This is a genomic window from Stenotrophomonas sp. DDT-1 (assembly GCF_001580555.1).
Lineage (GTDB): Bacteria > Pseudomonadota > Gammaproteobacteria > Xanthomonadales > Xanthomonadaceae > Stenotrophomonas > Stenotrophomonas sepilia.
Genome location: NZ_LEKR01000015.1, coordinates 45,014 through 57,225 on the forward strand (window position 1 = coordinate 45,014; position 12,212 = coordinate 57,225).

The following is a 12,212-nucleotide window of genomic DNA, read 5'->3' on the forward strand; positions in this document are numbered from 1 at the left end:
CGAAATCCTGATCCGGCAAGCTTAGCGGTGGCCTCGCGGGCATGGCGCAACCTGCATACGTATTCACGCGAAGGGCCGCGCAGGCCGGGCTGGAATTGCCGCCCGGGCCGGTTTGCGCCCGAATTCACGGCCAGCGCCTATAATCGATGGTGAGCCTGAAAGCCTGATCGCATGACCATCACCGAAGACACCCGTCCCGCCCTGGGCCTGCCCCAGATCCAGTCGCTTGCCGCGGCCGACATGGCCGCCGTCGACGCCCTGATCCGGCGCCGGCTGTCCTCGGACGTCGTGCTGATCAACCAGATCGCCGACCACATCATTTCCGCCGGCGGCAAGCGCCTGCGCCCGATGCTGGTGATGCTGGCCGGCCACGCGGTCGGCCAGGCCGGCCCGGAGCACCACCAGCTGGCGGCGATCATCGAGTTCATCCACACCTCCACCCTGCTGCACGACGACGTGGTGGACGAGTCCAGCCTGCGGCGTGGCCGCAGCACCGCCAACGCGCTGTGGGGCAACGCGCCCAGCGTGCTGGTGGGCGACTTCCTGTACTCGCGCAGCTTCCAGCTGATGGTCGAGCTGGAGCGCATGCCGGTGATGCAGATCCTGGCCGATGCCACCAACCGCATCGCCGAGGGTGAAGTGCTGCAGCTGCTGCACGTGCACAACCCGGATACCGACGAAGCCGCCTACCTGCGCGTGATCGAGCGCAAGACTGCGGTGCTGTTCGCCGCCGGTACCCGCCTGGGCGCGCTGGCCAGCGGCGTGGATGAAGCGACCCAGCAGGCCCTGTTCGACTACGGCATGCACCTGGGCTACGCATTCCAGATCGCCGACGACGTGCTGGACTACTCGGCCAACGCCGAGGAGCTGGGCAAGAACCTGGGCGACGACCTCGCCGAGGGCAAGGCCACGTTGCCGCTGATCCACGCGATGGCCCACTCTGATGACGCTACCCGCGAGCGCCTGCGCACCATCGTGCAGGACGGCGACGCCTCGGCGATGCCGGAAGTGCTGGCCGCGATCCGCGCCACCGGCGGCCTGGAGTACAGCCGCCGCCGTGCCGAAGAGTACGCCGAAGCCGCCGAGCGTGCGCTCGACGGCCTGGGCGACAATGACGCCGTGGCTGCCCTGCGCGGCCTGGCCCGCTACGCGGTGCAGCGCTCGCATTGATGGGTTGAGGTGTGCCGACCAACGGTCGGCACCCACCAAACCGGCATTCCGGTGGGTGCCGACCGTTGGTCGGCACGCCGTTTATTACCGGAAGCGTTCCTCGAAGAACTCATCCAGCGCCTTCCACGCGCGCTTGGCCGCCCGCTCGTTGTACTGGCAGCCCGGCGGGCTGTTGGCGTCGCGCTCGGCGAAGCAGTGCACGGCACCGCTGTAGTTGGTGAACTCCCAATCGACCTTGGCCGCGTCCATTTCCTTCTGGAAAGCGGCGATGTCCTCGGCGGTCACGCTCTTGTCGTCGGCCCCGTTGAGCACCAGCACGGACGGATGGGTGCCACCGGCCTGCGCCGGCAACGGCGAACCCAACCCACCGTGCAGGCTGACCACAGCAGCCAGCGGCGCACCGGCGCGGGCCAGCTCCAGCACCGTGGTGCCACCGAAACAGAAACCGACCGCACCGATCCGGCCGGCATCCAGCGGCACCTTGCCGGCCTGCGCCTTGAGCACGTTCACCGCCTCCAGCGCGCGGGCACGCAGCAACGGCCGGTCGTTGCGCAGCTTGGTCGCCACCGGCCCGGCCTCGGCATCGGTCTTCGGCCGCACACCCTTGCCGTAGACATCGGCCACCAGCACCACGTAGTCGTCACCGGCCAGTTGCTTGGCCTTCTCGATGGCCGATTCGTTCACGCCCTTCCAGTTCGGCACCATCACCAGGCCAGGGCGCTTGTCATGCTCGCCGTCGTCATAGACCAGCACGCCACTGAAGGTCGTGCCCTGGTGTTTCCATTCCACCGGCTGCGTCTTCATCGCCGCCCAGGCCGGCATCGCCGCCAGCCCCAGCATCATCGCCACACCGCAACGCCAACGATTCATGCGCCTGCTCCGCAAGAAAAAGGGGACGGAGGGGATTAAGCCGTAATCGCCCCTCCCGCGCCGCATTCTGCATTGGCGGCGTGACGCAGGTGTGGTTGGATACGACTTAGTCCCCTCCGTCCCCTTTTTTCGCATGAATCCTGTTGATCGCTTTCTGTCTGGCCTGATCCCGCGTTTGCCTGCCGAGGATGCCCCGCAGTGGGCACATGTCCAGGGCGCCAGCGCCGAGGACCTGCAGCGCCTGCGTGCGCAGTGGCCGCAGGTGCCGGACAGCCTGGTGGAACTCCTATCGCGCGTGGATGGCACCCACTACCGGGAGTACCCCGGCGGCAAGGTCTGCGTACTGATGCTGGGCTCGGACGTGGAGGACGGTGGCTACCCGTACTACCTGCGCTCGGTCGCGCAGATCTTCGAGGACCAGCAGCAGTGGGACGACAGCATCCGTTCCATCTACGAAGAGTGGCTGGATGAGGAACCGGAGATTCTCGGCGAGGGCATCGACGCGGATCTGCCGATGAACCGCCGGCTGTGTTTCTCGCACTGCATGAACAACGGTGGCACGTCGATGCTGTACCTGGATTTCGATCCCGCGCCAGGCGGCACCGTCGGCCAGGTGGTGCGCTACCTGCACGATCCGGACAGCTATGCGGTCATTGCGCGGAGCTTCGATGTGTATCTGCAGCAGCTGATCGATGGCGATTACGCGTTCATCGATGAAGACGGATGAAGGCAGCCGAGCGTGGGCTCGGCTCTACAGTAGATCCACGCCATGCGTGGATGACGGCCTCACCCACGCTCGATCCAGTGCAACGTGCCCGGCTCGAATGCCAGCAGATCCGACGCCGCCAGATGCGCGCGCGGCCAGTGGCGTTCCGGCGGCTTCGGCTGCCGGGCACCCACCGAACCCTCGTAATCGCGCACCAGCAGGCCGATGCGCGCGGCCCCAGCCTGCAACAGCGCGTCGATACGCTGCAACCACTGGCCGGCATCGTCCAGCGCTTCATCGCGGCGTGCCTGCTGATCCTGTTCATGCCGCGCCAACTGCGCCGCCAACGCGCGCGCGATCTTCGCTTCGCTCCAGCCCTTCCTGCGCCAGCGTTCGGCATCGCCGTTCCACGCACGAACCGCCTGCGCCGAGGCCAGCGACGTGCCGCAATCGCAGTGCACGGCACTCAACCACGGCTGCCAACCGGGCCCGACCGCTGACTGCAGGCTGGGCGAATCCTGCGCGAACAGGCGCCGGCCACTGCGCTGCATGATCGCGGCGGCTTCAATGTGCGATAAGGATGCGGGCAGGAACAGGGTAATGAAGGTGCACACGCGGCTATCCGGGTCCGTCCGGGGATGCGCCCATGGTAACTCGCCGGGGTCAGAGCCCTTTCCTGAGGAAAGGGATCCGACCCCGATCCGGCGGATCAGGCGATACCCAACCCCGGAATCGCGCTGATGCTGTCCGGATCGAATCCGGCCAGTACGGCGAAATGGCGGCCACGCGCCACGTAGTCGCGGTAAGCACCAAAGCTTGGCGCGCCCGGCGACAGCAGAACCACACCGCCCTGCGCCCCCAGCGCGGCGCGCGCCAAGGCCATCGCCTCGGGCAGATCCGACGCCGCGTGCAGACCAAAGCGACCGGCATCGGCCAGCGGCTGCAGCATGGCATGGATGCGCGGGCCGTTGCTGCCCATGGTCACGATCTCCACCGGCGGCACATCGTGCGCCATGTGCTGCATGAAGTCGGTCCAGTCCAGGCCACGGTCGTGCCCGCCCACCAGCAGCGCGATGCGCTGCCCGGCGAAGCACTCCAGTGCGGCCAGGCTGGCGTGCGGCGTGGTGCTGATCGAATCGTTGACGTAGGTCAGGCCATCGGCCACGCCGATGCGCTGCAGGCGGTTCGGCAGCGGGCGGAAATCCTGCACCGCCGGTGCCAGCGCCACCGCGTCCAGCCCCAGTGCCTCCAGCGCGGCCAGCACCGCGCACAGGTTGCCGCGGTTGTGGCGGCCCGGCAGCGGCGTGTTGCGGGTATCGAACACCGCCTGTTCGCCGCGATGCACGATGTCGCCCCGCATATGCCAGCCCTGCGGCTGGTTGAACCAGACCACCTCACTATCGGGCAGCGACAGTGCCGCCAGGTGCGGATCGGCGGCATTGAGCACGGCAATGCGCGGCGCGGCTTCCGTCACCAGCCGCAGCTTGTCCTCGATGTAACGCTGTTCGCTGCCGTGCCAGTCCAGGTGTTCCGGGAACAGGTTCAGCACCACCGCCACCTGCGGGCGGGCGCCACTGCGCGCCACTTCACCAGTCTGGTAGCTGGACAGCTCGACGGCCCAGTACTCGGGCGCCGGCTGCGGGTCCAGCACCTCCAGCAGCGGCAGGCCGATGTTGCCGACCAGTCCGGTGCGATGCCCGGCCGCGCGCAACAGGTGCGCGACCAGCGCGGTGGTGGTGCTCTTGCCCTTGGTGCCGGTCACGCACACGGTGTCGTGCACGATGCCATCGTCGGCCGCGTGTTCGGCGAACCACAGCGCGGTGCCGCCGATGAAGGTGGTGCCCTGCGCTGCCGCCGCCAGCGCGATCGGCTGATAGGGACTGATCCCGGGCGATTTGATCACCACGTCGAACGCGGCCAGCGCTTCAGCAGAAGGCTCGCCACGGACGTCCAGCGCGCCCTGTGTTTCCACGCGTGCGGCCCCGACTTCGGCGGCCGGGCAGAACAGGCTCAGCGGCAGCGTGGGCAGGCGCTCACGCAGCACCGCAAACGCGGCGCGGCCCTCGCGGCCCCAGCCCCACAGCGCGACGCGCTTTCCTTCAAGCTTCGAAATCTTCACGCACCCGTTCCCACAGCGCAGCCGGAACGCGGTGCTCGCCCTGCAGTTGCAGCAGCGGTGCCAGTTCCAGTTCGGCGGCATCCAGCTGCGGCTGGATCTCGTTGCAGAAGCGCTTCACCAGCACGTCTTCCTTCCACTCCGGGCGCTGCGCCAGCGTCGCCATCGCCGCACGCGATTCGCGGCCTTCACCCACGCACTCGAACGGCTTGTGGTCCTGGAATTCCAGCAGCGCATCGAAGCCACCGGCCTGCTCGGCATCGTCCAGCAGGTTGCGGCCGAAGATGCGCACCAGGCGCGTCTTGGGCATGAACGGGGCCAGCGCCAGGAACACGAAATGGCACTTAGGGCAGACGCCACACCAGCGGTTCACCGGGCGCTCGCCGAGGATGTGGAAATTGCGGTTGCAGCTGGAGAAGTGCGCGTCGTAGAAATCGGTCTTGGCGAACTGACGGGCCACCGCCAGCTCGGACATCGGGCGCAGCAGCGAGTAGTACTGCAGATCCGCCGCCACGTACTTGCGCACATGGCTGCCGAACGCCTGCTCGCAGGCCCAGCCCTTGGACCACTGGTGGTTCACTTCGCCGGTGCCCGGAATCTGGCTGCCGTAGCTGGCCGACCGCTCGTTGGAGAACACGACCTGGTCCACGCCGTGCAGCAGGGCGGCCAGCACCATGATTGCCGAGTTCACCACCGTCACCGGTATATGGCCGTTCCAGGCACCCTGGCGGTTGAGCTCGAACAGTTCCGGTGCCAGCGTGCGGCCCAGGTTCAATGTCGGCAGGCCGGTGCGCTCGGCGCACGCACGGATCAGCTGCGAGCCACCGATCCAGGTCACCGTCTCGTCCACGCCGGCACGGCGCAGCGCTTCGATGCTGACCAGCGAATCCTTGCCGCCGCCGATGGCCACCAGCGCGTGCGGCCGCAGGCCCAGCGCCGGCGCCTGCACGGCCTCGCCCTGCACCGGCAACCGGAAGCGGCCGCGCAGGTTCAGGCCGTTGCGGTAGGCGAATTCGCCCAGGCCATTGAGGTAAATGGTCTCCACCAGTGCGGCGGTATCGGCATCGATGCTGTAACTGTCGATGCTGACCGTATCCGGTACGCCGGCCTTGTAGTAGCTGACGCCGGCAATCAGGTGCAGCAGCTGCAGCGCACGCTGCACGGCGGCGGCGCGCGCCTCGTCCAGCACGAACGGGGCACCCGGCACGGTGATGGTTTCCACCATCTCCGGGCCGTCGTCGAAGGCGTAGACCAGCCGGGCCACGCCGGTATCCGCTGCGAAGTCGCAGCGGACGAAGCGGAAGCGGGAAACCTGGTGTTTGTCGAAAGCAGTCATGGTGTATCCGGTCAGGCACGGGCCCGCGCGAGGGCGCGGGGCGTGTCGGTGGGCGGGTGCAGGGCGCGGGCGGTGGTCATTCGATCACGTCTTCGCGCGGCAGCATCCGCTGGTTGTAGGTGTTGGCCATCACATAGCCGTAGGCACCGGCATCGGCGATCAGCATCACGTCGTCCGGCGCGGTCGACACCGGCAGCTTGCGGCGCTTGCCAAACACATCGCTGGATTCGCAGATCGGGCCGACCACATCGAACGCCGCTTCGGCATAACCGCCCTGGCGGCTGAGGTTCTCGATGTCATGCCAGGCGTCGTACAGCGCCGGGCGCATCAGTGCGTTCATGCCGGCGTCCAGGCCGACACGGCGCACGCCGTCCTTTTCCACCACCTGGGTGGCATGGGTCAGCAGCACGCCCGATTCGGCCACCAGGTAGCGGCCCGGCTCGATCGCCAGGCGGAATGCCGGGTGCAGTGCCTTTACCTCGGCCAGGCCCTCGGCCCAGGCGTCCAGGTCGAAGGGTTCGTCTTCATCGCTGTACGGAATCGGCAGGCCGCCCCCGATATCGATGGTCTGCACGCTGCCGATCCGGCGGGCGAAACCGGCCAGCTCATCGCACATCAGGCGCCAGTGCTGCGCGGTTTCCACGCCGCTGCCCAGGTGCGCATGCAGGCCCACCACGCGGCTGCCCAGTTCGGTGGCCGCGCGCACGAACTCGTCGACGCGGGCGATCGGCAGGCCGAACTTGGACTCCTTGCCACCGGTGCGGACCTTGGCGTGGTGGCCCTCCCCCCGGCCCAGATCGACGCGCAGCCACAGCTCGCGGTTACGGAACAGGTCCGGCCAGCGCTGCAGCGCTTCCACGTTGTCGACGGTCACGGTCACGCCCAGCGCAAACGCCGCCTCGTACTCGCTGCGCGGGCAGAAGCTGGGGGTGAACAGCACGCGCTTGGGCGACAGTTCCGGTAGGTGCTGGAACACATGCTTCAGCTCGCCGTGCGACACGCACTCCAGGCCGAAGCCTTCGGCTTCCAGCAGCTGCAGGATGGCCGGGTGGCTGTTGGCCTTGATCGCGTAGTAGCGCTGGTCGATCGGCTTGATCGCGGCCAGTGCACGGGCGCGGGCGCGCACCGTCGGCAGGTGATAGACGTAGCGCGGCGTACCGGCATCGGCCAGCTGCAGCAGGTGCGCACGCTGGCCGCGCCACCACGGCGTGCCGCGCGGGCGCACGGTGCCGGCAATCTCGCGCCAGCGCGGGCCGAACACTTCGGTCTCCTCCACCGGCATCGCGCCGCTGTCGATCAGCTCTGCGTGCAGGATTGGCAGCAGGCCATCGGCATCGGCCTCGTCGATGACGAAGGTCAGGTTCAGGTCGTTGGACGACTGCGAGATCATGTGCACGCGCTCGCGGCCGAAGGTGGCCCACACGTCCGACAGCTTGTGCAGCAGCGACCGCATGCCGCGGCCCACCAGGGTGATCGCCGCGCACGGCACGATCACCTTCACCTTGCAGATCTGCGACAGGTCGGCCGACAGCGCGGCCAGCACATCGGTGTTGACCAGGTTCTCGGACGGGTCCAGCGACACGGTGACGTTGGTCTCGGCCGAACCGATCAGGTCCACCGACAGGCCGTGCTTCTTGAACAGGTTGAACACATCGGCCAGGAAGCCGACCTGCTGCCACATGCCGATGCCTTCCATCGACACCAGCACGATGCCATTGCGGCGGCTGATCGCCTTCACCCCCGGCACCGGTGCGGCGCTGCCATCGATGCTGGTGCCCGGCAGTTCCGGGCGCTCGGTATCGAGGATGGCCATCGGCACGCCGGCATCGCGGCACGGCTTGATCGAGCGCGGGTGCAGCACCTTGGCGCCGGTGGTGGCGATTTCCTGCGCTTCGTAATAGTCCAGGCGGGTCAGCAGGCGTGCGTCCGGCACGTCCTTCGGATTGGCGCTGAACATGCCCGGCACATCGGTCCAGATCTCCACCCGGCTGGCGCCGAGCAGCGCACCGAAGTACGCCGCCGAGGTATCCGAGCCACCACGGCCGAGGATGGCGGTACCGCCATCGGCATGCCGCGAAATGAAGCCCTGGGTGATCAGCAGGCGGGTCGGCTGCGCGCGGAAGCGCTGCATCCACTCCGCGTCGGCGCGCCACTGGCAGTTCACCGACAGCCGCTGCGACCAGTCGCTCTGGTTCGGCTGCGGCGGCATCGCGTCCAGCCACTGGCGGGCATCCATCCAGCCCATGTCCAGGCCCGAGGCGCGCAGATAGGCCGCGCCCAGGGTGGAGGACAGCAGCTCGCCCTGGCCCAGCACTTCGGCCTGCCAATCCAGCGGACGGGTGGCCGCCCGCGCATCGTCGAGCAGGCCCTGCAGCGCCGCCAGCCGTTCGGCCAGCACCTCGCGGCCCAGGCCGAGTTCGGCCAGGAAGCCCTCATGGCGCTCGACAAGCGCTGCCACGCGATCACCGCTGTCCGGCGCGCCGTCGGCAATCGCGGTCAGTTCGTTGGTGACCCCGGACAGCGCCGATACCACCACCAGCACGCGCGATCCGGTCTCTTCCGCGCGTTTTTTCGCCAGCTTCCCGATCGTGTCCCAGCGGTGACGACGCGACACCGAAGTGCCGCCGAACTTCAGTACGATCCAACGATCGACAAGGGGGGAAGCTGACATGGATTGGCTATGTAGAATGTGGGGAAGCCGCCCTCGGGGGCGGAACCTTTGATTCTAAGCGCAATATCCCCGTAGATGGCCGTCCTCCGTTACCTGCAGCTCGATGTCTTCGGCCCCCGCCCCGGAACCGGCAATCCACTGGGCGTCATCCTGGACGCCGACGCGCTCTCCAGCAGCCAGATGCAGGCCCTGGCCGCCTGGCTGAACCTGTCCGAGACGGTGTTCTTCCTGCGCCCCACCGCGCCCGGCGCCGATTACCACATCCGCATCTTCACCCCGACCCGTGAGCTGGCCTTCGCCGGCCACCCCAGCGTCGGCGCCGCCTGGGCGGCGGTGACCTGCGGCCTGGCCCAACCGCGCGCCGGCGCCCTGCTGCAGCAATGCGCGGCAGGGGTGCTCCCAGTACGGGTGAGCGGCCCGGCCGAGGCACTGGAGATCCAGCTGGCCAGCCCGCCGGCACGGCAACTGGACACGGAGGCAGGCGGAGCGCCCGCCGCGCTGTTGGCGCTCGCTGCCGACGGGCAGGTGCCCGAACTCTGGGACAACGGCGCACGCTGGTGGCTGCTGCCACTGCGCGATGCCGACGCCGTGCGCAGCCTGCTGCCGGACATGGCCGCGCTGGCCGACTGGAGCCTCGCCACCGACGCTACAGGCCTGGCCGTCTTCGCCGATGAAGCCGGCACCGGCCACACCCGCGTGGTGCGTGCCTTCTGCCCCGCTGATGCGCCCGCCGTGCCCGAGGATCCCGTGACCGGCAGTGCCAATGCACTGATAGGCGCCTGGCTGCGGCAGCACAATGCCCTGCCCGGCCGCGAGGGCCGCTACGTGGCCAGCCAGGGCCGCGAAGTCGGTCGCGATGGTCGCGTGCAGGTACAGGTCGATGCGCAGGGCACGGTATGGATCGGCGGCCAGGTGCAGCCGGTCATCGACGGCCAGATCCGTTGGCTGTAGAGCCGAGCCCACGCTCGGCTGCTTCTTCTCACACCCCGACACAGCCGAGCATGGGCTCGGCTCTACAACCGCGCGTTAAGCTGCGCGCCACCCGATCCTGGAGTTTCGCCCCGATGACCACCCGCCGTTTCCTGCAGCTGGATGTGTTTTCCCCGCGCGCCGGCGCTGGCAACCCGCTGGCCGTGGTACTCGATGCCGACGGCCTGGACGACGCCAGCATGCAGGCCATCGCACGCTGGACGCGCCTGCCCGAGACCACCTTCGTGTTTCCACCGCAGGCACCCGGTGCCAGCTACCGGCTGCGCATGTTCAGCCCGCAGAAGGAAGTGCCGTTCGCCGGCCACCCCAGCGTCGGCACGGCGCATGCGGTGCTGCAGGCAGGCCTGGCCACACCGATCGACGGCGTGCTGGTGCAGGACGGCATTGCCGGCGCCCTGCCGCTGCGCGTCAACGGTGAAGGCGCGCAGCAGCGCATCGCCATCCGCACCCCGCGCGCGCAGCTGGCCGAGACGACCGAGGTCACCGATCCTCGCCTGCAGGCCGCACTGAAGGGCTGGCCGCTGGGCACGCTGCCGCCGGCACGCATGCAGGGCGGGCGGAGCTGGTGGGTGGTGCAGGTGGCCGATGAGGCCGCATTGCGCGCGCTGCAGCCGGACTGGGATGCGGTGGCCGCACTGGCCGAGACCACCGACAGCATGGGCGTGTTCGCCTATGCCTTCAGCGATGGCAGCGAGGGCTTCGACCTGGCGGTACGTGCCTTCGTCGGCAATGGACGCCGCTTCGAGGACGCCGCCTCCGGCGCGGCCAACGCCGTGCTGGCCGCGTGGCTGGACCTGCGCGACGCGCTGCCACGTGGCCGTGCACCGTTCGAAGTCAGCCAGGGCCGCGAAGTCGGCCACGATGCGCGCCTGACCCTGCGGGTCGACGAGGACGGCGAGGTCTGGTCGGGCGGCCAGGTGCAGACTGTCATCACCGGCACCCTTGATTGGTAAAGGGACACTGTAGAGCCGAGCCCACGCTCGGCTGCTCTTCGGCCAGATCACGGGAGCTGCAGAAGCCGAGCATGGGCTCGGCTCTACAGATGCGCCGGCTCAGCCCAGCTCGGCTTCCAGGCTGATCGGCACGGCGCTCAGTGCCTTGGACACCGGGCAGTTCTGCTTGGCGTCATCGGCAATCGCACGGAACTGCGTCGCGTCGATGCCCGGCACCACCGCCTTCACCTTCAGCCGGATCTGCGACAGCTGCGGGCCGCCTTCCAGCGACAGATCGACCTTGGCTTCGGTATCCAGCGAGGTCGGGGTAAAGCCGGCTTCGCCGAGCTTGGCTGACAGCGCCATGGTGAAACAACCCGCGTGCGCGGCGGCAATCAGCTCTTCCGGATTGGTGCCCTTTTCGTCGCCGAAGCGGCTGTTGAAACCGTAGCGGGTCTTGTCCAGCAGCCCACTCTGCGGCGTGCTCAACTGCCCCTTGCCCGTCTTCAGATCGCCTTCCCAGTGCGCGGTGGCGTGTCGCGAGATTCCCATTGTGCTGCTCCTGCGTGGCGGTGATGAACGGCTACCCTCGCACGTCACGCGTTAGCCCTGCGTCGCTCCGCCGCACGCCGGACGTCGCCCCGAGCCCGGCGCGTGGACACTTCCTCGCCAGCCCGGAACGCATTTTCCTCTTGTTTTCAGTGGTTTCGCCCACCCCACCGATCGGCGGGCGCCGGCGATCGAACACGCTGGCGTGCCCCCATCCCCCACCGCCGGCCATGTACTGAATCGGCCTGGATATGAAAAAACATGCACTTTCCGCGCTTCGGGCTATTGGCGGCGCCCAAGAGTTGCCCTACATTGCGCTTGCCGACGGGGTTCGGCGCCGACCAAACAACCAACCGTTCACGGAACAGGAAACCATGGCAAAGACCGCTAAGAAGGCTGCCCCGAAGAAGGCAGCGAAGAAAGTCGCGACGAAGGCAGCCGCCAAGCCGGCCGCTCCGAAGCCGATCAAGGAAGTGCTGACCAAGTCCGGCCTGGTTGCACACATCGCTGAAGCCTCCGGCGTCATCGCCAAGGACGTCCGCGCTGTGCTGGCCTCGCTGGAAAGCGCCGTCGCCTCCTCGGTGCACAAGAAGGGCGCTGGCTCCTTCACCCTGCCGGGCCTGCTGAAGATCACCACCGTCAATGTGCCGGCCAAGCCGAAGCGCAAGGGCATCAACCCGTTCACCAAGGAAGAGCAGTGGTTCGCCGCCAAGCCGGCCACCACCAAGCTGAAGGTGCGTCCGCTGAAGAAGCTGAAGGACGCCGCGCTGTAAGCGCGCGCCCCAACGTGGATTCCGACGGGACGGCTCTGGCCGTCCCGTTTTTTTTTGCGTGCCCGGCGGTAGATCCACGCCATGCGTGGATGCGTCGCG

At 68.1% G+C, this 12,212-nt stretch carries 11 protein-coding genes; 5 read left to right on the top strand and 6 right to left on the bottom strand.

Going from position 1 to position 12,212, the window contains the following annotated elements:
* The first annotated feature begins 171 nt into the window (after window positions 1-171).
* Entirely contained in the window at window positions 172-1,170 is a 999-nt protein-coding gene (locus tag AB839_RS09800) for a polyprenyl synthetase family protein (protein WP_061479203.1), read from the top strand.
* A gap of 84 nt (window positions 1,171-1,254) precedes the next feature.
* On the opposite strand, the gene AB839_RS09805 is transcribed toward AB839_RS09800, so the two are convergent.
* Complete coding sequence (locus AB839_RS09805; RefSeq protein ID WP_061479204.1) at window positions 1,255-2,040, bottom strand: dienelactone hydrolase family protein; 786 nt, start codon at window positions 2,038-2,040, stop codon at window positions 1,255-1,257.
* A 133-nt stretch (window positions 2,041-2,173) separates the two neighbouring features.
* Here AB839_RS09805 and AB839_RS09810 point away from each other — a divergent pair, with 133 nt between their 5' ends.
* Entirely contained in the window at window positions 2,174-2,767 is a 594-nt protein-coding gene (locus tag AB839_RS09810) for an SMI1/KNR4 family protein (protein ID WP_061479205.1), read from the top strand.
* Window positions 2,768-2,826: 59 nt separating this feature from the next.
* Here the strand turns inward: AB839_RS09810 and AB839_RS09815 are convergent, their stop codons facing one another.
* The 4 genes from AB839_RS09815 to AB839_RS09830 form a co-directional block, all read right to left on the bottom strand.
* Window positions 2,827-3,360: a hypothetical protein gene (locus tag AB839_RS09815; RefSeq protein ID WP_061479206.1), complete on the bottom strand. Its 534-nt coding sequence runs from the start codon at window positions 3,358-3,360 to the stop codon at window positions 2,827-2,829.
* A gap of 95 nt (window positions 3,361-3,455) precedes the next feature.
* Complete coding sequence (gene murD, locus AB839_RS09820; protein ID WP_061479207.1) at window positions 3,456-4,865, bottom strand: UDP-N-acetylmuramoyl-L-alanine--D-glutamate ligase; 1,410 nt, start codon at window positions 4,863-4,865, stop codon at window positions 3,456-3,458.
* A complete protein-coding gene (gene murL, locus AB839_RS09825) occupies window positions 4,846-6,198 on the bottom strand; it encodes a UDP-N-acetyl-alpha-D-muramoyl-L-alanyl-L-glutamate epimerase (RefSeq protein ID WP_061479208.1) in 1,353 nt (450 codons plus the stop codon). Before murL ends, murD begins: the two co-directional genes overlap by 20 nt.
* Window positions 6,199-6,274: 76 nt before the next feature.
* Complete coding sequence (locus AB839_RS09830; RefSeq protein ID WP_061479209.1) at window positions 6,275-8,869, bottom strand: bifunctional aspartate kinase/diaminopimelate decarboxylase; 2,595 nt, start codon at window positions 8,867-8,869, stop codon at window positions 6,275-6,277.
* A 75-nt stretch (window positions 8,870-8,944) separates the two neighbouring features.
* Here AB839_RS09830 and AB839_RS09835 point away from each other — a divergent pair, with 75 nt between their 5' ends.
* The gene (locus AB839_RS09835) at window positions 8,945-9,820 is read left to right on the top strand and encodes a PhzF family phenazine biosynthesis protein (protein ID WP_061479210.1); all 876 of its coding nucleotides are present in this window, start codon (window positions 8,945-8,947) and stop codon (window positions 9,818-9,820) included.
* A gap of 113 nt (window positions 9,821-9,933) precedes the next feature.
* Window positions 9,934-10,812: a PhzF family phenazine biosynthesis protein gene (locus AB839_RS09840; RefSeq protein WP_061479211.1), complete on the top strand. Its 879-nt coding sequence runs from the start codon at window positions 9,934-9,936 to the stop codon at window positions 10,810-10,812.
* A 99-nt stretch (window positions 10,813-10,911) separates the two neighbouring features.
* Here AB839_RS09840 and AB839_RS09845 read toward each other — a convergent pair whose 3' ends face one another.
* Window positions 10,912-11,343 carry an OsmC family protein gene (locus AB839_RS09845; RefSeq protein WP_061479212.1) on the bottom strand — a complete coding sequence of 144 codons (432 nt, stop codon included), beginning with the start codon at window positions 11,341-11,343 and terminating at the stop codon, window positions 10,912-10,914.
* A gap of 371 nt (window positions 11,344-11,714) precedes the next feature.
* Here AB839_RS09845 and AB839_RS09850 point away from each other — a divergent pair, with 371 nt between their 5' ends.
* Window positions 11,715-12,113 (top strand): HU family DNA-binding protein, encoded by a 399-nt coding sequence (locus AB839_RS09850; protein ID WP_005415606.1) that lies wholly within the window; start codon window positions 11,715-11,717, stop codon window positions 12,111-12,113.
* The last annotated feature ends 99 nt before the right edge of the window (window positions 12,114-12,212 follow it).

Bases quoted from the DNA above. Each gene is read 5' to 3' on its own strand.
- murL (WP_061479208.1), bottom strand. From the start codon at position 6,198: ATGACTGCTTTCGACAAACACCAGGTTTCCCGCTTCCGCTTCGTCCGC.
- AB839_RS09850 (WP_005415606.1), top strand. From the start codon at position 11,715: ATGGCAAAGACCGCTAAGAAGGCTGCCCCGAAGAAGGCAGCGAAGAAA.
- AB839_RS09800 (WP_061479203.1), top strand. From the start codon at position 172: ATGACCATCACCGAAGACACCCGTCCCGCCCTGGGCCTGCCCCAGATC.
- AB839_RS09835 (WP_061479210.1), top strand. From the start codon at position 8,945: ATGGCCGTCCTCCGTTACCTGCAGCTCGATGTCTTCGGCCCCCGCCCC.
- AB839_RS09805 (WP_061479204.1), bottom strand. From the start codon at position 2,040: ATGAATCGTTGGCGTTGCGGTGTGGCGATGATGCTGGGGCTGGCGGCG.
- AB839_RS09840 (WP_061479211.1), top strand. From the start codon at position 9,934: ATGACCACCCGCCGTTTCCTGCAGCTGGATGTGTTTTCCCCGCGCGCC.
- AB839_RS09830 (WP_061479209.1), bottom strand. From the start codon at position 8,869: ATGTCAGCTTCCCCCCTTGTCGATCGTTGGATCGTACTGAAGTTCGGC.
- AB839_RS09810 (WP_061479205.1), top strand. From the start codon at position 2,174: ATGAATCCTGTTGATCGCTTTCTGTCTGGCCTGATCCCGCGTTTGCCT.
- AB839_RS09845 (WP_061479212.1), bottom strand. From the start codon at position 11,343: ATGGGAATCTCGCGACACGCCACCGCGCACTGGGAAGGCGATCTGAAG.